34 protein-coding genes are annotated in these 19,808 nt (G+C 40.1%); all 34 read left to right on the top strand.

The annotated features are described in order from the left end of the window. Nucleotides 1-96: 96 nt before the first annotated feature. The 34 genes from NYE61_RS13150 (at nt 97) to NYE61_RS12985 (ending at nt 19,790) form a co-directional block, all read left to right on the top strand. Nucleotides 97-348, top strand: a complete 252-nt coding sequence (locus NYE61_RS13150) for a 50S ribosomal protein L7ae-like protein (protein ID WP_095313566.1) — start codon at nt 97-99, stop codon at nt 346-348. 144 nt (nt 349-492) lie between these two features. Next, the gene (rpsL, locus tag NYE61_RS13145) at nt 493-912 is read left to right on the top strand and encodes a 30S ribosomal protein S12 (protein WP_095313564.1); all 420 of its coding nucleotides are present in this window, start codon (nt 493-495) and stop codon (nt 910-912) included. A 38-nt stretch (nt 913-950) separates the two neighbouring features. Further along, the gene (gene rpsG / locus NYE61_RS13140; RefSeq protein ID WP_095313562.1) at nt 951-1,421 is read left to right on the top strand and encodes a 30S ribosomal protein S7; all 471 of its coding nucleotides are present in this window, start codon (nt 951-953) and stop codon (nt 1,419-1,421) included. Between the two features lie 42 nt (nt 1,422-1,463). After that, on the top strand, nt 1,464-3,542 hold the full coding sequence (gene fusA / locus NYE61_RS13135; protein WP_118890045.1) for an elongation factor G: 2,079 nt from the start codon (nt 1,464-1,466) through the stop codon (nt 3,540-3,542). 129 nt (nt 3,543-3,671) lie between these two features. Further along, nucleotides 3,672-4,859, top strand: a complete 1,188-nt coding sequence (gene tuf, locus NYE61_RS13130; RefSeq protein ID WP_118890046.1) for an elongation factor Tu — start codon at nt 3,672-3,674, stop codon at nt 4,857-4,859. 801 nt (nt 4,860-5,660) lie between these two features. Continuing rightward, entirely contained in the window at nt 5,661-5,969 is a 309-nt protein-coding gene (gene rpsJ, locus NYE61_RS13125; RefSeq protein WP_095313553.1) for a 30S ribosomal protein S10, read from the top strand. Nucleotides 5,970-5,998: 29 nt separating this feature from the next. Continuing rightward, on the top strand, nt 5,999-6,631 hold the full coding sequence (gene rplC / locus NYE61_RS13120; RefSeq protein WP_095313552.1) for a 50S ribosomal protein L3: 633 nt from the start codon (nt 5,999-6,001) through the stop codon (nt 6,629-6,631). A gap of 26 nt (nt 6,632-6,657) precedes the next feature. Next, entirely contained in the window at nt 6,658-7,281 is a 624-nt protein-coding gene (gene rplD / locus NYE61_RS13115; RefSeq protein ID WP_095313550.1) for a 50S ribosomal protein L4, read from the top strand. After that, on the top strand, nt 7,281-7,568 hold the full coding sequence (rplW, locus tag NYE61_RS13110; protein ID WP_095313549.1) for a 50S ribosomal protein L23: 288 nt from the start codon (nt 7,281-7,283) through the stop codon (nt 7,566-7,568). Before rplD ends, rplW begins: the two co-directional genes overlap by 1 nt. A gap of 29 nt (nt 7,569-7,597) precedes the next feature. Next, nucleotides 7,598-8,428 (top strand): 50S ribosomal protein L2, encoded by an 831-nt coding sequence (gene rplB, locus NYE61_RS13105; protein WP_095313547.1) that lies wholly within the window; start codon nt 7,598-7,600, stop codon nt 8,426-8,428. Between the two features lie 57 nt (nt 8,429-8,485). Further along, the gene (gene rpsS, locus NYE61_RS13100; RefSeq protein ID WP_095313546.1) at nt 8,486-8,764 is read left to right on the top strand and encodes a 30S ribosomal protein S19; all 279 of its coding nucleotides are present in this window, start codon (nt 8,486-8,488) and stop codon (nt 8,762-8,764) included. Nucleotides 8,765-8,785: 21 nt separating this feature from the next. Beyond that, complete coding sequence (gene rplV, locus NYE61_RS13095) at nt 8,786-9,127, top strand: 50S ribosomal protein L22 (RefSeq protein WP_095313544.1); 342 nt, start codon at nt 8,786-8,788, stop codon at nt 9,125-9,127. Nucleotides 9,128-9,130: 3 nt separating this feature from the next. Next, nucleotides 9,131-9,769, top strand: a complete 639-nt coding sequence (gene rpsC / locus NYE61_RS13090) for a 30S ribosomal protein S3 (RefSeq protein ID WP_095313542.1) — start codon at nt 9,131-9,133, stop codon at nt 9,767-9,769. Between the two features lie 22 nt (nt 9,770-9,791). Then, entirely contained in the window at nt 9,792-10,226 is a 435-nt protein-coding gene (gene rplP / locus NYE61_RS13085; RefSeq protein WP_026680240.1) for a 50S ribosomal protein L16, read from the top strand. Then, nucleotides 10,216-10,416 (top strand): 50S ribosomal protein L29, encoded by a 201-nt coding sequence (gene rpmC, locus NYE61_RS13080; protein ID WP_087975050.1) that lies wholly within the window; start codon nt 10,216-10,218, stop codon nt 10,414-10,416. Before rplP ends, rpmC begins: the two co-directional genes overlap by 11 nt. Before the next feature lie 25 nt (nt 10,417-10,441). Beyond that, nucleotides 10,442-10,705, top strand: coding sequence for a 30S ribosomal protein S17 (gene rpsQ, locus NYE61_RS13075; protein WP_095313540.1), 264 nt, complete (start codon nt 10,442-10,444; stop codon nt 10,703-10,705). 43 nt (nt 10,706-10,748) lie between these two features. Further along, complete coding sequence (gene rplN / locus NYE61_RS13070; RefSeq protein WP_095313539.1) at nt 10,749-11,117, top strand: 50S ribosomal protein L14; 369 nt, start codon at nt 10,749-10,751, stop codon at nt 11,115-11,117. A 222-nt stretch (nt 11,118-11,339) separates the two neighbouring features. After that, the gene (gene rplX / locus NYE61_RS13065) at nt 11,340-11,651 is read left to right on the top strand and encodes a 50S ribosomal protein L24 (protein WP_095313537.1); all 312 of its coding nucleotides are present in this window, start codon (nt 11,340-11,342) and stop codon (nt 11,649-11,651) included. Nucleotides 11,652-11,676: 25 nt separating this feature from the next. Then, on the top strand, nt 11,677-12,216 hold the full coding sequence (rplE, locus tag NYE61_RS13060; RefSeq protein WP_095313535.1) for a 50S ribosomal protein L5: 540 nt from the start codon (nt 11,677-11,679) through the stop codon (nt 12,214-12,216). A 27-nt stretch (nt 12,217-12,243) separates the two neighbouring features. Further along, nucleotides 12,244-12,429, top strand: coding sequence for a 30S ribosomal protein S14 (gene rpsN / locus NYE61_RS13055; protein ID WP_011064535.1), 186 nt, complete (start codon nt 12,244-12,246; stop codon nt 12,427-12,429). Between the two features lie 29 nt (nt 12,430-12,458). Beyond that, nucleotides 12,459-12,857 (top strand): 30S ribosomal protein S8, encoded by a 399-nt coding sequence (gene rpsH / locus NYE61_RS13050; RefSeq protein WP_095313533.1) that lies wholly within the window; start codon nt 12,459-12,461, stop codon nt 12,855-12,857. Between the two features lie 30 nt (nt 12,858-12,887). Further along, entirely contained in the window at nt 12,888-13,424 is a 537-nt protein-coding gene (rplF, locus tag NYE61_RS13045) for a 50S ribosomal protein L6 (RefSeq protein WP_095313531.1), read from the top strand. 37 nt (nt 13,425-13,461) lie between these two features. Next, entirely contained in the window at nt 13,462-13,824 is a 363-nt protein-coding gene (gene rplR, locus NYE61_RS13040) for a 50S ribosomal protein L18 (RefSeq protein ID WP_095313530.1), read from the top strand. A 23-nt stretch (nt 13,825-13,847) separates the two neighbouring features. Further along, the gene (gene rpsE / locus NYE61_RS13035) at nt 13,848-14,351 is read left to right on the top strand and encodes a 30S ribosomal protein S5 (protein WP_095313528.1); all 504 of its coding nucleotides are present in this window, start codon (nt 13,848-13,850) and stop codon (nt 14,349-14,351) included. A 13-nt stretch (nt 14,352-14,364) separates the two neighbouring features. Next, nucleotides 14,365-14,547: a 50S ribosomal protein L30 gene (rpmD, locus tag NYE61_RS13030; protein ID WP_095313526.1), complete on the top strand. Its 183-nt coding sequence runs from the start codon at nt 14,365-14,367 to the stop codon at nt 14,545-14,547. A 31-nt stretch (nt 14,548-14,578) separates the two neighbouring features. Continuing rightward, nucleotides 14,579-15,019 (top strand): 50S ribosomal protein L15, encoded by a 441-nt coding sequence (rplO, locus tag NYE61_RS13025; RefSeq protein WP_095313524.1) that lies wholly within the window; start codon nt 14,579-14,581, stop codon nt 15,017-15,019. After that, on the top strand, nt 15,019-16,311 hold the full coding sequence (gene secY / locus NYE61_RS13020) for a preprotein translocase subunit SecY (RefSeq protein ID WP_095313523.1): 1,293 nt from the start codon (nt 15,019-15,021) through the stop codon (nt 16,309-16,311). The genes rplO and secY overlap by 1 nt, the downstream gene beginning before the upstream one ends. Nucleotides 16,312-16,344: 33 nt before the next feature. After that, on the top strand, nt 16,345-16,989 hold the full coding sequence (locus tag NYE61_RS13015) for an adenylate kinase (protein WP_095313521.1): 645 nt from the start codon (nt 16,345-16,347) through the stop codon (nt 16,987-16,989). Nucleotides 16,990-17,157: 168 nt separating this feature from the next. Then, a complete protein-coding gene (locus NYE61_RS13010) occupies nt 17,158-17,496 on the top strand; it encodes a KOW domain-containing RNA-binding protein (protein WP_095313519.1) in 339 nt (112 codons plus the stop codon). Then, nucleotides 17,483-17,701 (top strand): translation initiation factor IF-1, encoded by a 219-nt coding sequence (infA, locus tag NYE61_RS13005; RefSeq protein WP_010095735.1) that lies wholly within the window; start codon nt 17,483-17,485, stop codon nt 17,699-17,701. The genes NYE61_RS13010 and infA overlap by 14 nt, the downstream gene beginning before the upstream one ends. A 31-nt stretch (nt 17,702-17,732) precedes the next feature. Next, complete coding sequence (rpmJ, locus tag NYE61_RS13000; protein WP_010095733.1) at nt 17,733-17,846, top strand: 50S ribosomal protein L36; 114 nt, start codon at nt 17,733-17,735, stop codon at nt 17,844-17,846. Nucleotides 17,847-17,867: 21 nt separating this feature from the next. After that, entirely contained in the window at nt 17,868-18,233 is a 366-nt protein-coding gene (gene rpsM, locus NYE61_RS12995) for a 30S ribosomal protein S13 (RefSeq protein ID WP_095313517.1), read from the top strand. Between the two features lie 21 nt (nt 18,234-18,254). Further along, nucleotides 18,255-18,644, top strand: coding sequence for a 30S ribosomal protein S11 (gene rpsK, locus NYE61_RS12990; protein ID WP_095313515.1), 390 nt, complete (start codon nt 18,255-18,257; stop codon nt 18,642-18,644). Between the two features lie 201 nt (nt 18,645-18,845). Continuing rightward, nucleotides 18,846-19,790 (top strand): DNA-directed RNA polymerase subunit alpha, encoded by a 945-nt coding sequence (locus NYE61_RS12985; RefSeq protein ID WP_095313513.1) that lies wholly within the window; start codon nt 18,846-18,848, stop codon nt 19,788-19,790. Nucleotides 19,791-19,808: the final 18 nt, after the last annotated feature.

Here is a 19,808-nt window from a genome sequence, read left to right as displayed (position 1 = left end):
AAAAAATATAGCCATTTATATGTTGACATTAAAAAACGAGAATGGTACTATATTCAAGGTGCTCCCGTTATACTTGTTACTTTGGAGGATAGCAAAATGTCTTATGAAAAAGTGACAAAGCTCAAGTCAAGTATAATCGTTGGGAAGAAGCAAACACTGAAAGCCATGAAAAATGGTGAGGTAAGTGAAGTGTATATTGCTGAAGATGCTGACAAGCAATTAACACAAGAAGTAGTCAGTCTGGCAATTGAACAAGGTATACCATATCAGCGTGTGGATTCCATGAAAAAGCTTGGTGCCGCTTGTGGCATTAAGGTAGGTGCAGCAACAGTAGCGCTTAGGAAATAACTATTTTAGTGTGTCAAATCACTAAAATCTTATTTTTTACCTAAATATGAACCACCTGGATGTGTGGTATTACAATCGGTGTTCAGGAAGATCTGATTGCTGATTTTAATTTAATAATTTAATTTGGAAGGGAGGACATCAATAATGCCTACTATTAATCAGTTAGTCCGCAAAGGACGTGTTAGTAAAGTAAAGAAATCCGATTCACCAGCACTTAACAAAGGGTACAACAGTTTCAAAAAGAGACTTACGGACCAAAGCTCTCCACAAAAACGTGGTGTTTGTACACGTGTTGGTACACTAACTCCAAAGAAACCGAACTCTGCACTTCGTAAATATGCGCGTGTTCGTTTATCAAATAACATGGAAGTAACTGCATATATCCCAGGTATCGGACACAACTTACAAGAACATAGTGTTGTACTAATTCGTGGTGGTCGTGTAAAAGACTTACCAGGGGTACGTTACCACATCGTTCGTGGTGCACTTGATACTGCAGGAGTAGAAGGACGTATGCAAGGACGTTCTAAATACGGTACGAAAAGACCAAAAGAGAAAAAATAAGCTTTAAAATATAATAGATAGGAAAGGAGGATACTAGTATGCCTCGTAAAGGACCAGTGCCAAAACGTGATGTATTGCCAGATCCGCTTTATAATTCAAAATTAGTAACTCGTTTGATCAATCAAATTATGATTGATGGTAAACGTGGGAAAGCACAAAAAATTCTTTATAATGCGTTTGAACTAGTTGCTGAAAGAAGCGGTCAAAACGCAATGGAAGTTTTTGAGCAAGCTATGAAAAACGTAATGCCTGTACTTGAAGTTCGTGCCCGCCGTGTTGGTGGTTCTAACTACCAAGTACCAGTTGAGGTTCGCCCTGAGCGTCGTCAAGCATTAGGATTACGTTACATCGTTAACTATTCACGTCTGCGTGGAGAGAAAACAATGGAAGAGCGTCTTGCTAATGAAATCTTGGATGCTTCTAACAACACAGGAGCTGCTGTTAAGAGACGTGAAGAAATGCATAAAATGGCAGAAGCGAACAAAGCATTCGCTCACTACCGTTGGTAATATAAATCTAACAAAAGCTTTTAAGAGGAAGGAGAAGAATACATGGCTAGAGAGTTCTCCTTGGAAAAGACGCGTAATATTGGGATTATGGCGCATATTGATGCAGGTAAAACCACTACTACTGAGCGTATTCTTTTCTATACAGGACGTATTCACAAGATTGGTGAAACACATGAAGGTGCTTCACAAATGGACTGGATGGAGCAGGAGCAGGAGCGTGGAATTACAATTACTTCCGCTGCAACAACTGCTGCTTGGAAAGAACACCGCATCAACATCATTGATACACCTGGACACGTAGATTTCACAGTTGAAGTTGAGCGTTCATTGCGTGTACTTGATGGAGCTGTTACAGTTCTTGATGCACAATCAGGTGTAGAACCACAAACAGAAACGGTATGGCGCCAAGCTACAACGTACGGTGTACCACGTATCGTTTTCATTAACAAAATGGATAAAACAGGTGCAGACTTCTTGTATTCTACTGGAACATTGAAAGATCGCTTGGGTGCAAACGCACATCCGGTTCAGATGCCAATCGGTGCTGAAGATCAATTCAGCGGCATTATCGATTTAATCACGATGGAAGCTTATTCTTATAAAGATGATTTGGGTACACTTTCTGAGTCAAGTGAGATCCCGGCAGAATTGGTAGAACAAGCTGAAGAATTACGTGGTAACTTAATCGAAGCTGTCTCTGAAACTGATGAAGAGCTGATGATGAAATACCTTGAAGGAGAAGAAATCTCTAACGAGGAATTAAAAGCAGCGATTCGTCAAGCAACACTAAATGTTGAATTCTACCCAGTATTCTGTGGTTCAGCATTTAAAAACAAAGGTGTTCAATTGATGCTTGATGGTGTTATTGACTATCTTCCAGCTCCAACAGATGTACCTCCAATCGAAGGTATCGTGCCTGGAACTGAAGAAGCTGTATCTCGTCCATCATCTGATGACGCACCATTCTCTGCTTTAGCATTTAAAGTTATGACAGATCCATTTGTTGGAAAGTTAACTTTCTTCCGCGTATACTCTGGAACGTTAGATTCAGGCTCTTACGTGAAGAACTCCGTTAAGGATAAGCGTGAACGTGTAGGACGTATCCTTCAAATGCACGCAAACTCCCGTGAAGAGATTTCTACTGCATATGCAGGTGAAATTGCTGCTGCGGTTGGATTAAAGGATACATCTACCGGGGATACACTATGTGATGAAAAAAATCTTGTTATTTTAGAGTCCATGGAATTCCCAGAACCAGTTATCTCGGTTGCTATTGAGCCAAAAACAAAAGCTGACCAAGATAAAATGGGTACTGCTTTAGCTAAATTAGCTGAAGAGGATCCAACATTCAGAACTGAAACAAATCCAGAAACTGGTCAAACAATTATCTCTGGTATGGGTGAGCTTCACCTTGATATTATTGTTGACCGTTTGAAGCGCGAATTTAAAGTAGAAGCAAACGTAGGTGCACCTCAGGTTGCATACCGTGAAACGTTCCGTCAAGCTGCTGAAGTTGAAGGTAAATTCGTACGTCAGTCTGGTGGACGCGGACAATTCGGTCACGTTTGGATCAAATTCGAGCCTAACGAAACAGGTGCTGGATTTGAATTTGAAAACAAAATCGTTGGTGGTGTAGTACCACGTGAATACATTCCTGCAGTTGAGCAAGGTGTATCAGAAGCGATGGATAACGGTGTATTAGCTGGATTCCCACTAATCGACGTAAAAGCAACATTATTCGATGGAAGCTATCATGATGTTGACTCCAACGAGATGGCATTTAAAGTAGCTGCATCAATGGCATTAAAAGCTGCTAAAAACAAATGTAATCCTGTCCTTCTAGAACCAATGATGCGAGTAGAAATCGTAATTCCGGAAGAGTACATGGGAGACATCATGGGTGATGTAACATCACGTCGTGGACGTATTGAAGGTATGGAAGCACGCGGAAACGCACAGCTTGTTAAAGGTTTTGTACCATTAGCAGAAATGTTTGGTTACGCAACTGCCCTACGTTCAAATACACAAGGTCGTGGAACATACACAATGACATTCGACCATTATGAAGAAGTGCCGAAAAGCATTTCTGAGGAAATTATCGAGAAAAACACAGGTAAATAATTGATTTTTTCCTTAATCTAACGTATAACAATTAGTATAAAGGCTAAGGGATAACTTGAAGTTGTTACTTCTTAGTTGATTATATAATTTTAAAAAAACACTTTTATTTATTTAAAGGAGGAACTATAAATGGCTAAAGAAAAATTCGATCGCTCCAAAAGCCACGTTAACGTTGGTACTTTAGGACACGTTGACCATGGTAAAACTACATTAACAGCTGCTATCACAACTGTACTTGCAAAACACGGTGGTGGGGAAGCTCGTGGCTATGACCAAATTGATGGTGCACCAGAAGAAAGAGAACGTGGTATCACAATCTCAACTTCTCACGTAGAATACGAAACTGAAACTCGTCACTATGCACACGTTGACTGCCCTGGTCACGCTGACTATGTTAAAAACATGATCACTGGTGCTGCACAAATGGACGGAGCTATCCTAGTAGTATCTGCTGCTGATGGCCCAATGCCACAAACTCGTGAGCACATCCTTTTATCTCGTAACGTTGGGGTACCAGCTTTCGTAGTATTCCTTAACAAAACAGATATGGTAGATGATGAAGAGCTTCTTGAATTAGTAGAAATGGAAGTTCGCGATCTATTAACTGAGTACGATTTCCCTGGTGATGATGTACCAGTAATTAAAGGTTCTGCACTTAAAGCTCTAGAAGGCGATGCAGAATACGAAGAAAAAATTCTTGAGTTAATGGCTGCAGTTGATGAGTATATCCCAACTCCAGAACGTGACAAAGAAAAACCTTTCATGATGCCTGTTGAGGATGTATTCTCAATCACTGGTCGTGGAACAGTTGCAACTGGTCGTGTTGAGCGTGGAGAAGTTAAAGTTGGAGATGAAGTTGAAATCATCGGTCTTGCTGAAGAAGCAAGCAAAACAACTGTAACAGGTGTTGAAATGTTCCGTAAGCTTCTTGACTATGCTGAAGCTGGTGACAACATTGGTGCACTACTACGTGGTGTGTCTCGTGATGACATCAACCGTGGTCAAGTACTAGCTAAGCCTGGTACAATTACACCACACACAAACTTCAAATCTGAAGTTTATGTATTATCAAAAGAAGAAGGCGGACGTCATACTCCATTCTTCTCAAACTATCGTCCGCAGTTCTATTTCCGTACAACTGACGTAACTGGAGTTATCCAACTTCCAGAAGGCGTTGAAATGGTAATGCCTGGCGATAACATTGAAATGACAGTTGAACTAATTTCACCAATCGCTATCGAAGAAGGAACTCGTTTCTCTATTCGTGAAGGTGGACGTACAGTAGGTTCAGGTGTTGTATCTACTATCCAAAAATAATAAGTTTTTCTATGAAAACAGGTGACGTGACGACGTTACCTGTTTTTTTGCATTTTGCACGCTTGCTTACCTTGCTATCGGAACATTGTACATATATATACTTCGAACTAATGTGTATTAAGAGATTGTGCGTATACCGCTCCGGAAACACACTACGCGCACCTTAGGGTGACCCGTGAGCCTTCTTGAACTACGTTCTGCGAAGTCTCACTCTGGCCACGTATCCCGCAGGAGTCTTCGTGTGTTTCCTCCGCTAGTGCTGGTTCACTGGCTATACTAACATGGTTTATCAAAATAAAAATGTTGTTCTAACCAGTCCGGGTGAGCGTAGGGCGGTGACTCCAGTGGGAACAGCACGTGTCTGAAGACTCGCAGGAAGTGGTTTTCTTCCGCAGAGGCTGAAGCCGTGCCCACGGAAAGCATCCGCCCGGAGCGATCCCGGACGGCGATTGTTCCACAGATTAAGCAAATAATCACTAGTTCGGATTTTCTTTCAAATACCAATCAAGTTTATCCAATATGCTATCTGTCAAAGAAACGCAAAAAACTTCTGTATATCTAAAAAACTTTCTAGAATAACTTGCAATCATTAGGGCACATATGTATAATATAGAAATGCGCAAACGACTATGTGAAAATAGTGGTTGCAAAGACTAGACATTTTTAGTATACTAATAATGTTGGTCATAAGGCGATGATGTGAAAGGTTGTTGGCACACCCGGCCCCTTTGCCATGGCGGGGTGCTAAGAAATTTTCGCGGAGAATGTCTATAATAATATGGGCGAGAAGGAGGGAAAATAATGGCAAAAGAGAAAATCAGAATTCGTTTGAAAGCATATGATCACCGTATTTTAGATCAATCTGCTGAAAAAATCGTAGATACTGCGAAACGTTCAGGTGCTAAAGTGTCTGGTCCGATTCCATTACCTACAGAGAAATCAATCTATACTGTACTTCGTGCGGTGCACAAGTATAAAGATTCTCGTGAACAATTCGAAATGCGTACACATAAACGCTTAATCGATATTGTTGAGCCAACACCAAAAACAGTTGATGCATTAATGCGTCTTGACTTACCATCTGGTGTGGACATTGAAATCAAATTATAAAATCGTGTTTAATATAGGAGGTGTAACGGATGACGAAAGGAATCTTAGGTCGTAAAATCGGCATGACTCAGCTTTTTTCTGAAAATGGAGAGTTAGTTCCAGTAACAGTAATACAGGCTGAGCCCAATGTAGTTTTGCAAAAAAGAACATTAGAAAATGATGGTTATGAAGCAATACAAATCGGTTTTGCTGATAAAAAGGAATCACGTACGAATAAAGCGGAAAAAGGTCATGCTGAAAAAGCAAGCACAGCCCCTAAGCGCTACGTTCGTGAAATCCGTAACGCAAATCTTGACGAGTATGAAGTAGGTCAAGAGATTAGTGTAGAAGCTTTCCAAGCTGGAGACAAAATTGATGTAACTGGAACTTCCAAAGGTAAAGGATTCCAAGGATCAATCAAACGTCACGGACAGAGTCGCGGACCAATGGGTCACGGATCTCATTTCCACAGATCTTCAGGTTCTATGGGTGCAGCAGCTTATCCAGCTCGTGTATTCAAAGGTAAAAAATTACCAGGACAAATGGGTTCTGAGCAAATCACAATCCAAAACCTTGAAGTAGTAAGTGTAGATGCAGAACGTAATCTACTATTAATTAAAGGTAATGTACCTGGTGCAAAGAAATCATATGTGAAAATCACAAGTGCATTAAAAGGTAACTAATCACACATACGAAGGGAGGATATGTCATGCCTAAAGTAGCACTTTTAAAACAAGATGGAAGTAATGCTGGAGAATTCGAATTAAACGATTCCGTTTTCGGTATTGAGCCAAATACACATGTATTACATGAAGCAGTAGTGATGCAACGCGCATCTATGCGTCAGGGTACTCACGCGGTAAAAAACCGCTCTGAAGTTCGCGGCGGTGGTCGTAAACCATGGCGTCAAAAAGGAACTGGTCGTGCTCGTCAAGGATCTATTCGCTCACCACAATGGGTTGGCGGTGGAACTGTGTTCGGACCAACTCCACGCAGCTACAGCTATAAACTACCAAAGAAAGTACGTCGTTTAGCACTTAAATCTGCATTGTCTTCTAAAGTAAAAGAAGATAGCTTAGTTGTTTTAGATAGCATTGCAATTGATGCTCCGAAAACAAAAGAAGTTATTAAAATGTTAGACGCGCTAAGCGTTAATGCAAAAGCATTGATCGTGACTGCTGAAACAGACGAAACAGTAATTCGTTCTGCTAACAACCTTCAATCTGTAAAGGTATTGACTGTTGATGAAATCAATGTACTCGACTTGCTTGCGCATGACAAGCTGATCATTACAAAAGATGCAGCTGAAAAAGCAGGGGAGGTGCTTGCATAATGAAAGACGCACGCGATATAATTAAACGCCCTGTCATTACAGAGAATTCCGCTGATTTAATGGCAGAGAAAAAATATACGTTTGAAGTATCCCCGAAAGCAAACAAAACTGAAATCAAAGATGCTGTTGAAGTTATCTTTGGTGTCAAAGTAGAAAAAGTTAACACAATGAATGTTAAAGGTAAGTTCAAGCGAATGGGTCGTTACGGCGGGTATCGCTCAGATCGCAAGAAAGCTATCGTACAGCTTACAGAAGACAGCAAAGAACTGGACTTCTTTGAAGCATAATCTAAAAAATTCGTGAAGGAGGGAAAAAGATGGCGATTAAAAAATTTAAACCAACCTCAAACGGTAGACGTAACATGTCTGTGCTAGATTTTGCAGAGATTACTACGGATACTCCGGAAAAATCCTTGTTGGCACCTTTAAGTAAACGTGGTGGTCGTAATAACCAAGGTAGATTAACTGTTCGTCATCAAGGTGGCGGTCATAAGCGTCAATATCGTATCATCGATTTCAAACGTGATAAAGATGGTATACCAGGACGCGTTGCTACAATTGAATATGATCCAAACCGTACAGCTAATATTGCTCTAATCCATTACGCAGATGGAGAAAAGCGTTATATCTTAGCTCCAAAAGGACTTAAAGTAGATCAAGTAATTGAATCAGGTGTAGATGCAGATATCAAAGTTGGTAATGCACTTCCACTTGTAAACATCCCAGTAGGTACAATCATTCACAACATTGAATTGAAGCCAGGACGCGGTGGACAAATCGCTCGTTCAGCTGGAGCAGAAGCTCAAATTCTTGGACGTGAAGAAAAATACACGCTTGTACGTCTAGCATCAGGCGAAGTTCGCATGATCCTTTCTACTTGCCGTGCATCCATTGGCCAAGTTGGTAACACGGAACATGAACTAGTTCGTGTAGGTAAAGCAGGTCGTTCACGCTGGAAAGGTATCCGCCCAACAGTTCGTGGATCTGTAATGAACCCTAACGATCACCCGCACGGTGGTGGTGAAGGACGCGCACCTATCGGACGTAAGTCACCAATGTCACCATGGGGTAAACCGACACTTGGTTACAAAACGCGTAAACGTAACAAACCATCTGATAAGTATATTGTTCGTAAACGTAAAAAATAAACGTAAAGTAAGGACGGGAACTAATGCCCGTCTGCAACTCTGGAAGGAGGTTTATTCATGGGTCGTAGCTTGAAAAAAGGACCTTTTGCAGATGACCATCTAATGAAGAAGATTGACAGCCTAAACGAAGGTGAAAAGAAACAAGTTATTAAGACTTGGTCACGTCGATCTACAATTTTCCCAACATTCATCGGTCACACAATTGCTGTTTATGACGGACGTAAACATGTACCAGTTTATATTACAGAAGATATGGTCGGACATAAATTAGGTGAATTCGCGCCAACTCGTACGTACAGAGGGCACGCTGCCGACGATAAGAAAACAAGACGCTAATAAGAGAGGAGGTACTAAGGCATGCAAGCTAAAGCCGTTGCGAAATCAGTTCGTATTGCTCCTCGTAAGGTTCGTTTAGTAGTTGATCTAATTCGAGGAAAAAATGTTGGCGAAGCAATTGCGATTCTACGCCACACACAACGCGGTGCTTCTCCAGTAGTAGAGAAAGTTCTAAAGTCTGCTGTAGCAAACGCAGAACATAACTATGAAATGGATGCAGATAATCTAGTGATTTCTGAAGCATTCGTAAATGAAGGTGCTACATTGAAACGTTTCCGTCCACGTGCACAAGGACGCGCAAGTAAAATTAACAAACGCACAAGCCACATTACAGTTGTGGTAACTGAAAAGAAGGAGGGATAGTCAGTGGGTCAAAAAGTGAATCCAACAGGTCTTCGCGTAGGTATCATTAAAGACTGGGAGTCAAAATGGTATGCTGGTAAAGACTATGCAGACTTACTACATGAAGATATTAAAATCAGAGAATATCTTGAAAACCGCTTAAGCACAGCTGCTGTTTCTTCTATCGAAATCGAACGTGCAGCTAACCGTGTTAATATTACAATTCATACTGGTAAGCCAGGAATGGTAATTGGTAAAGGCGGTTCAGAAGTTGAAGCTTTACGTAAATCATTAAATAGCTTGACAGGTAAAAGAGTTCACATCAATATCGTTGAAATCAAGAAAGTTGATCTAAACGCTAAATTGGTAGCTGACAACATTGCTCGTCAATTAGAAAACCGTATTTCTTTCCGTCGTGCTCAAAAGCAAGCAATTCAACGTGCAATGCGCGGAGGAGCTAAAGGAATTAAAACACAAGTATCCGGACGTCTTGGTGGAGCAGATATCGCTCGTGCGGAACATTATAACGAAGGAACAGTACCACTACACACTTTGCGTGCTGATATTGATTATGGTACAGCAGAAGCTGATACAACTTATGGTAAATTAGGTGTTAAAGTGTGGATCTATCGTGGAGAAGTCCTTCCAACTAAAAACAAATAAATAAGGGAGGGTGCTCATTACTATGTTAATGCCTAAACGTGTTAAATATCGTAGACAACATCGTGGTAAAATGAGAGGCCAAGCAAAAGGCGGTACAACAGTTGCTTTTGGTGAGTTTGGTTTACAAGCAACAGAGGCTTCTTGGATTACAAGCCGTCAAATTGAGGCAGCTCGTATTGCAATGACTCGTTACATGAAACGTGGTGGTAAAGTTTGGATCAAAATTTTCCCAGACAAACCATACACTGCTAAACCGCTCGAAGTTCGAATGGGTTCCGGGAAAGGTGCTCCTGAAGGATGGGTAGCAGTAGTTAAACCAGGAAAAATTATGTTTGAAATCGCAGGTGTATCCGAAGAGGTTGCTCGTGAAGCATTAAGACTTGCTTCTCATAAACTGCCGATTAAAACTAAATTTGTAAAACGTGAAGAAATTGGTGGTGAAAGCAATGAAGGCTAATGAAATAAGAGATCTAACCACTGCCGAAATTGAACAAAAAGTTAAATCATTAAAAGAAGAACTATTTAATTTGCGTTTCCAACTTGCTACAGGTCAGTTGGAAAACACTGCACGTATCCGTGAGGTACGTAAAGCAATCGCACGTATGAAAACTGTAGTACGTCAACGTGAATTAAGCGTAAATAACTGATTCTACAGAGAGGAGGTTAGCCTCAATGACTGAGCGTAATAATCGTAAAGTTTACACAGGACGTGTTGTTTCCGACAAAATGGATAAAACAATCACTGTTCTAGTTGAAACATATAAATTCCATAAATTATATGGGAAACGTGTTAAGTATTCGAAGAAATTCAAGGCGCATGATGAAAACAACCTTGCAAAAACAGGAGATGTTGTTCGTATCATGGAAACTCGACCACTATCAGCTACGAAGCGTTTTCGTCTAGTTGAAGTAACAGAAGAAGCCGTTATTATATAATTAAAGTTCGCTCGGAAGGTATCCGAAGGGAGGTCACAGTGTTATGATTCAACAAGAAACTCGTTTAAAAGTTGCAGATAACTCTGGTGCTCGTGAAGTATTAACCATCAAAGTATTGGGTGGATCAGGACGTAAAACTGCTAATATTGGTGATGTAATTGTTTGTACTGTAAAACAAGCAACACCAGGCGGCGTTGTCAAAAAAGGCGAAGTTGTAAAAGCGGTAGTTGTACGTAGTAAATCTGGTGCACGTCGTAAAGATGGATCTTATATCCGTTTTGATGAAAATGCTGCCGTAATTATCCGTGATGATAAAAGTCCAAGAGGAACACGTATTTTTGGACCAGTTGCGCGTGAATTACGTGATGCTAAATTCATGAAAATCGTATCTCTAGCTCCAGAAGTTCTATAATTGTTGTTCATATGAAGGGAAAAGACCACGAAGTTCGACGCAGATAAGCTCTGTATTCGGGATGGCAGTTACAATGATAACTCGTTAACTGTAATATTCAGGAAACGTAATGTTTTGAAGAACAATAAAGCATATCGCCAGAATTTCGATGTGTCATTTTTACCAACAGTTTCGAACAACATCGATAAGTAAGAATTACCTTGTCAAGGAGGTGCGTTAAGCATGCATGTAAAAAAAGGTGATAAAGTTAAAGTATTATCCGGTAAAGACCGCGGTAAAACAGGTACTATTTTAGAAGCATTTCCGAAGAAAGAGCGTGTGCTTGTAGAGGGTGTTAACATGATTCAAAAACACGCAAAGCCTTCTCAAGACAATCCGCAAGGCGGAATTCTTAACATAGAAGCTCCTATTCATGTTTCTAATGTAATGCCGATTGATCCAAAATCCGGTGAACCAACTCGTGTTGGACACGAAGTGCGAGACGGTAAGAAAGTCCGCATTGCGAAAAAATCCGGTGAAGCATTAGATAAATAATTTGTGCTGAAAGGAGGGCGCCACTATGAACGAATTAAAACAAAAATATCAAGATGAAATTTCACCATCTTTAATGAAAAAGTTTGAATATAAATCCGTAATGCAAGTACCAAAAATTGAAAAGATCGTGGTTAATATGGGTGTTGGTGATGCAGTTCAAAACTCAAAAGCATTAGATAGTGCAGTTGAAGAACTTGCATTACTATCAGGTCAAAAACCATTAATCACGCGTGCGAAAAAATCTATCGCTGGATTCCGTCTACGTGAAGGAATGCCAATCGGTGCGAAAGTAACCCTTCGCGGTGAGCGCATGTACGAATTCCTTCAAAAGTTAATTGCGGTATCACTTCCACGTGTACGTGACTTCCGTGGTGTTTCTAAAAAAGCTTTTGATGGTCGTGGGAATTACACTTTAGGTGTGAAAGAACAATTGATTTTCCCTGAAATCAATTACGATAAGGTAAGCAAAGTTCGTGGTATGGATATTGTTATTGTTACAACATCTAATACTGACGAAGAAGCTCGTGAACTACTAACTCAGCTAGGCATGCCTTTCCAAAAATAAGCTTACAGCTAACAAGGAGGGAAATTTGTGGCTAAAAAATCGATGATTGCGAAGCAAAAACGCCCGCAAAAATTCAAAGTACAAGAATACACACGCTGTGAACGTTGTGGTCGTCCGCATTCTGTAATTCGTAAATTTAAACTTTGCCGTATTTGTTTCCGTGAACTTGCCTATAAAGGTCAAATTCCTGGTGTCAAAAAAGCAAGCTGGTAAACCCCGATTCGGGAAGGAGGTAATTAGTAATGGTTATGACAGATCCAATCGCAGATATGCTTACTCGTATTAGAAATGCAAACATGGTTAAACATGAAAAATTAGAGCTTCCTGCTTCTAAAATGAAAAAAGAGATCGCTGATATCCTGAAACGTGAAGGTTTTGTTAAAGATTATGAATTCGTTGAAGATAACAAGCAAGGTGTTCTACGTATTTTCTTGAAATACGGTGTAAATGAAGAACGAGTAATCACAGGTATCAAACGTATCAGTAAACCAGGTCTACGTGTATATGCTAAATCTACAGAAGTACCACGCGTGCTTAACGGTTTAGGTATTGCTATCGTTTCAACATCTAAAGGTGTGTTATCTGACAAAGAAGCACGTTCACAAGCTGTTGGTGGCGAAGTTCTAGCATACGTCTGGTAATTATTATTTTTTAATGAGGAGGTGCATGGAATGTCTCGTATAGGACTTAAACCGATTGAAATTCCACAAGGTGTAGAAGTTAAACTTGACGGTGTTACAGTTACTGTTAAAGGACCTAAAGGTGAATTAACAAGAGATCTACACCAAGATATGAAAGTTAACATTGAAGAGAATGTAATTACAGTTGAACGTCCAAGTGACCATAAGGATCATCGTGCCTTGCACGGAACTACTCGTAGCTTGATCGCAAACATGGTTGATGGCGTAAGCAAAGGTTTCGAAAAATCACTTGAAATCATTGGTGTCGGATATCGTGCTCAAAAACAAGGAGACAAACTTGTAATTAACGCTGGATATTCACATCCAATCGAGATCGATCCAATTGAGGGAATCGAAATTGATGTTCCTAAAAACACAGAACTTACTGTAAAAGGTATCGATAAAGAATTAGTTGGTGCAGTTGCAGCTAACATCAGAGCAATCCGCTCACCAGAACCTTACAAAGGCAAAGGTATTCGCTATGCTGGTGAATATGTACGCCGTAAAGAGGGTAAAACTGCTAAGTAAGAATAGTTAATAGTTAGGCGAGAAAGGAGTGACCTAGATGATCACAAAACCTGCCAAAAATGTTGTACGTAAAAAAAGACATGGTCGCGTTCGTAAAAACCTTTTCGGAACTGCTGAGCGTCCTCGTCTAAACGTATATCGTTCAAATAAAAATATTTATGCACAATTAATAGATGATATTACTGGTGTAACGGTTGCGAGTGCTTCAACAGCTGATAAAGAGCTTAACATTGGAGCTGGATCGAACGTTGACACTGCTAAGAAAGTCGGAGAAGCAATTGCTAAGCGTGCTCAGGATAAAGGTTACAAATCAGTCGTTTTTGACCGTGGAGGATACCTGTATCATGGACGTGTAAAGGCATTAGCTGATGCTGCTAGAGAAGCAGGACTTGAATTTTAGTTGATAAGGAGGGGACCATTGGAATGAGAATTAACATTGATCCGAACAAATTAGATCTTGAAGAACGCGTTGTGACGGTCAACCGTGTTGCTAAAGTTGTTAAAGGTGGACGTCGTTTCCGCTTTGCAGCACTTGTCGTTGTTGGTGACAAGAATGGCCATGTTGGTTTTGGTACTGGTAAAGCACAAGAAGTACCTGAAGCTATCAAAAAAGCTGTTGATGATGCAAAGAAAAACTTAATTAAAGTACCAATCGTTGGAACAACAATTCCTCATGAAATTCATGGAAGATTTGGTTCTGGTAACGTACTAATGAAGCCAGCTACAGAAGGTACTGGAGTTATCTCTGGTGGACCGGTTCGTGCTGTCTTAGAATTAGCTGGTGTCGGTGATATTTTAACTAAATCACTTGGTGCAAATACACCAATTAATATGATTCGTGCAACATTAAATGGCTTAACAAACTTAAAAACAGCTGAGGACGTAGCAAAATTACGTGGAAAGTCTGTAGAAGAACTGTTAGGATAAGGAGGGAATCACTATGTCTAAAAAATTAGAAATCACCCTCACACGCAGTGTCATTGGTGGAACTGCTGTACAAAGAAATACTGTTCAAGCATTGGGCTTGAAAAAGATTCGTCAATCCGTTGTACTTGAAGATACTCCAGCCGTACGTGGTATGGTAAACCGAGTGTCCCACTTGTTGACAGTGAAAGAAATTTAATTTTACATTAGCGTAAAGAGGAGGTGCTCGCATGAAACTTCATGAATTGAAGGCGGCAGAAGGAACTCGCAAAGAGAGAAACCGTGTTGGTCGTGGAACGGCTTCTGGAAACGGAAAAACATCAGGTCGTGGACACAAAGGTCAAAAAGCTCGTTCAGGCGGCGGTGTACGTCCAGGATTCGAAGGTGGACAAATGCCTTTGTTCCAACGTCTACCAAAACGTGGATTCACAAATATCAACCGTAAAGATTACTCAATCGTAAACTTAGATACATTAAATCGTTTTGAAGAAGGCACTGAAATCACACCAGAGCTATTACTTGAAGAAGGTGTCGTAAGTAAGCTGAATGCTGGTATTAAAATACTAGCAAGTGGCACTATCGAAAAGAAACTGACAGTAAAAGCTCACAAGTTCTCAGCTTCAGCTAAAGAAGCAATCGAGGCAGCGGGCGGTCAAACTGAGGTGATCTAATGTTTCGTACAATCTCCAATTTTATGCGCGTAGCTGATATTAGACGGAAAATAATTTTCACATTATTAATGTTGATTGTCTTCCGTCTAGGCACTTTTATACCTGTTCCATTTACGGATAGAGCAGCTATTGATTTTATGAACCAACAAAATGTATTTGGGTTTCTAAACACCTTTGGTGGTGGAGCCCTTCAAAATTTCTCCATTTTTGCAATGGGAATTATGCCATACATTACAGCATCCATCATCATGCAATTATTGCAAATGGATGTTGTGCCTAAGTTCACCGAGTGGAAAAAACAAGGTGAAATGGGACGTAAAAAGATCGCACAGGTTACTCGCTATGGAACGATTGTGCTTGCATTTATTCAAGCAATTGCAATGTCAGTTGGATTTAATGCGATGGCTGGTGGTTTACTAATTGTAGACCCTAACTTTATGAAGTTTCTTGTCATTGCAATCACACTGACTGGTGGAACAGCATTCTTAATGTGGGTTGGTGAGCAAATTACCGCAAATGGCGTCGGTAACGGGATTTCGATCCTAATCTTCGCCGGAATCGTAGCAGCAGTACCAAATGGTGTAGGTCAACTATTCAGTCAGTATTTTGTTAATCCTGGCGATGAGTTGTTTATCAATATCATTATTGTACTATTAATCGCTTTGGTTGTTGTTGCAGTTACCGTTGGGGTTATATTTGTAAACCAAGCATTACGGAAAATACCAATCCAATATGCAAAAAAACTTGTTAATCGTTCTCCTGTTGGAGGGCAATCAACGCATTTGCCAATTAAAGTAAATGCTTCAGGGGTTATTCCTGTTATCTTTGCAATTGCATTTATGATGGCTCCAACAACGATTGCTGGTTTCTTTGAAGGCAATCAAGTAGCATCAACTATTATGTATCTATTTGATTATACGCAGCCAGTTGGTATGGTAGTATACGTAGCATTAATTATTGCTTTCACTTATTTCTATACCTTTGTTCAAGTAAACCCTGAACAGATGGCTGAAAACCTACAAAAACAAGGTGGGTATATCCCGGGGATTCGTCCGGGGAAAAATACAGAAACCTATCTAACACGTGTTTTGTATCGCTTAACATTTGTTGGAGCTATTTTCTTAGCAGCTGTTTCTGTGCTGCCTATTCTATTAGGTAGTCTTGCAAATCTGCCTACCGCAGTACAAATCGGTGGCACAAGCTTACTAATCGTTGTAGGGGTTGCATTACAGACAATGAAGCAATTAGAAAGCCAGCTAGTGAAGCGTCACTACAAAGGATTTATTAAGTAATTTCCTGCTGCCAATGAGAGCGAGGGGAAAATGTTGAATTTAATTTTAATGGGATTACCTGGTGCTGGTAAAGGTACACAGGCAGAGAAAATAAAAGAGAAATATAACATCCCTCATATTTCAACTGGGGATATGTTCCGTTTAGCAATCAAAGAAGGTACTGACCTTGGTTTGAAAGCTAAAGGATTTATGGATCAAGGTGAACTTGTTCCAGATGAAGTAACCATTGGAATTGTAAAAGAACGTTTAAGTAAAGCTGATTGTGAAAATGGTTTTCTTTTGGATGGATTTCCAAGAACAATTGCACAAGCAGAAGCTTTACAAGAACTTCTAACAGAGCTAAACCGAAAAATTAACTACGTATTACATGTAGATGTACCAGAAGAAAAATTGGTAGAGCGTTTAACAGGACGGAGAATTTGTCCTACATGTGGAACAACGTATCATGTTGTATACAACCCACCTAAAGTGGAAGGTGTATGTGACAAAGATGGTTCTACATTAATTCAACGGGAAGACGACCAACCAGAGACAGTTAAGAAACGTTTATCCGTTAATATAAAGCAAACAAAACCGTTACTTGATTTTTATCAAGATAAAGGATATCTTGTGACAGTAGATGGAGATCGAGATATCGATGAGGTCTTCCAAGATATTCAAGCAATTCTTGAGAAATAAGTTATTTATGTAACTTTTAACACAGAATAGATGCAATTCTATTCTTGAAAAGTTATAATATATGACGTAAGTAAACAGGGAATATACATGTATTACTTTATATAAACTGGCACAGGATGATAATAGTTATGCCCTGTCCTGTGGAACTTTTAAACTAAAGCCTAAGTGATGGTGATCGCTGTTGTGCAAAAAAATTCGGGTTCTCTGCTCGGTCAGATGGTTCGTATTAAGCAAGGACGTGAAGCAGGCCAATACGCAATAATCATTGGAGTTTTAGATGATCAGTTTGTCCTGTTAGCTGATGGGGAGAAGCGTAAAACGAATAGACCAAAGAAGAAGAATCTGCATCACGTTGAGATGGTGGATTATATTTCCCCAGAAGTCCAAAACAGCCTTCTAGAAACTGGTCGCGTCACAAATGGGAAATTGCGATTTGCCATAACCACATTTATAGGTAAAGTTGTGACTGATTTAAAGAAGGGAGATCTACACGATGGCGAAAGATGATGTAATTGAAGTAGAAGGTACTGTAACGGAAACATTGCCAAACGCAATGTTTAATGTTGAGCTTGAAAATGGCCATACGGTCTTAGCGCATGTATCTGGTAAAATCCGTATGCACTTCATCCGTATCTTACCGGGTGATAAGGTAACGGTTGAACTTTCTCCGTATGATTTAACCAGAGGACGAATTACGTACCGTTATAAATAAACGAGCTCCGATATAAAAGGAGGTAAAGATGATGAAAGTAAGAGCATCTGTAAAACCAATTTGTGAAAAATGCAAAGTCATCAAACGCAAAGGCAAAGTAATGGTGATTTGCGAAAATCCGAAGCATAAACAAAAACAAGGCTAACAGTAGGAGGTGCAAGTATAGATGGCACGTATTGCAGGTATTGATATTCCACGTGATAAACGTGTAGTAATTTCATTAACGTACATTTATGGAATTGGAAAAGTTACCGCACAGAAAGTCCTCAAAGAAGCAGGCGTTTCTGAAGACACTCGTGTACGTGATTTAACAGAAGACGAGTTAGGAAGAATCCGTCAAACGATTGATGCATACACAACTGAAGGTGACCTTCGTCGTGAAGTTTCCCTTAACATCAAACGTCTAATCGAAATCGGCTCTTATAGAGGTTTACGTCACCGTCGTGGATTACCAGTTCGTGGACAGAAAACGAAAAACAACTCACGCACACGTAAAGGCCCACGTAAGACAATGGCTAACAAGAAAAAGTAATGTAAGGAGGTAAGCTAATCAATGGCACGTAATACTAATACACGTAAACGTCGTGTGAAAAAAAATATTGAAACAGGTATAGCACATATCCGTTCTACATTTAACAATACGATCGTTACCATTACAGACACACGAGGCAATGCTGTTGGCTGGAGCTCTGCAGGTGCATTAGGCTTTAAAGGTTCTAAAAAGTCAACACCATTCGCAGCACAAATGGCTGCTGAAACTGCAGCTAAATCAGCAGTCGAAAACGGCATGAAAACTTTGGAAGTAACAGTAAAAGGACCAGGCGCTGGACGTGAAGCAGCTATTCGTTCACTTCAAGCAGCAGGTCTAGAAGTTACAGCAATCGTGGATGTAACTCCTGTTCCTCACAATGGTTGCCGCCCACCAAAACGTCGTCGTGTTTAATTATACCGTATAGAATTTGTCACCCTGTCTATAATGGGTTATGATAGCTTAAAAATAAAGCAATAATCTAACAGCATCCGAGACAGAATCGTACGAAAGAAATACAGGTAGCGCAGAAACGCCAACTGCCTTAATTGAGGAATTTCGGTTAGACAATCAGTCTAGCCGGGGTTTCGACGTTTTAAAGGAGGGTTTTATTGAATGATCGAAATTGAAAAGCCGAAGATTGAAACGCTTGAAATTAGCGAGGATGCTACATTTGGGAAATTTGTAGTGGAGCCGCTTGAACGTGGATATGGTGCCACTCTTGGAAACTCCTTGCGTCGTATCTTATTATCCTCACTACCAGGTGCTGCTGTTACATCTGTTCAAATCGATGGAGCACTGCATGAGTTTTCAACGATTGATGGTGTTGTTGAGGATGTAACAACAATAATTTTGAATCTAAAAAAACTCGCTCTAAAAATCTATTCTGATGAGACGAAGACATTGGAAATTGATGTTCAAGGTGAGGGGAAAGTTACAGCTGCTGATTTAACTTATGATAGTGATGTAGAAGTAATGAACCCTGATTTGCATATTGCTACGCTAAACAGCAAAGGCAGCTTGCATATGAAGCTAACTGCTGAGCGTGGACGTGGTTATCGCCAAGCTGATGATAATAAAAATGATGAGCAGCCAATCGGGGTAATTCCGATTGATTCCATTTTTACACCAGTTTCACGTGTTACGTATCAAGTTGAAAACACACGTGTCGGCCAAGTAGCAAACTATGATAAATTAACATTGGATGTTTCGACTGATGGAAGCATTCGTCCTGAAGAAGCTGTTTCTTTAGGCGCTAAAATTATTTCAGAACACCTTAATATCTTTGTAGGTTTAACAGATGAAGCGCAAAACGCTGAAATTATGGTGGAAAAAGAAGAAGATCAAAAAGAGAAAGTCATGGAAATGACAATCGAAGAACTTGATCTGTCTGTTAGATCTTACAATTGCCTAAAACGTGCTGGTATTAATACTGTTCAGGAGCTTGCTAACAAGTCTGAAGAGGATATGATGAAAGTGCGTAATTTGGGCCGTAAATCTTTGGAAGAAGTAAAAGTTAAATTAGCGGACCTAGGTTTAGGTTTACGCAATGATGACTGATTTATACAGTCACCTTTA

Source organism: Oceanobacillus sp. FSL W7-1304 (assembly GCF_037969805.1).
Classification (GTDB): Bacteria; Bacillota; Bacilli; order Bacillales; family Amphibacillaceae; genus Oceanobacillus; species Oceanobacillus profundus.
This window is presented reverse-complemented; position numbering and strand designations above follow the sequence as displayed.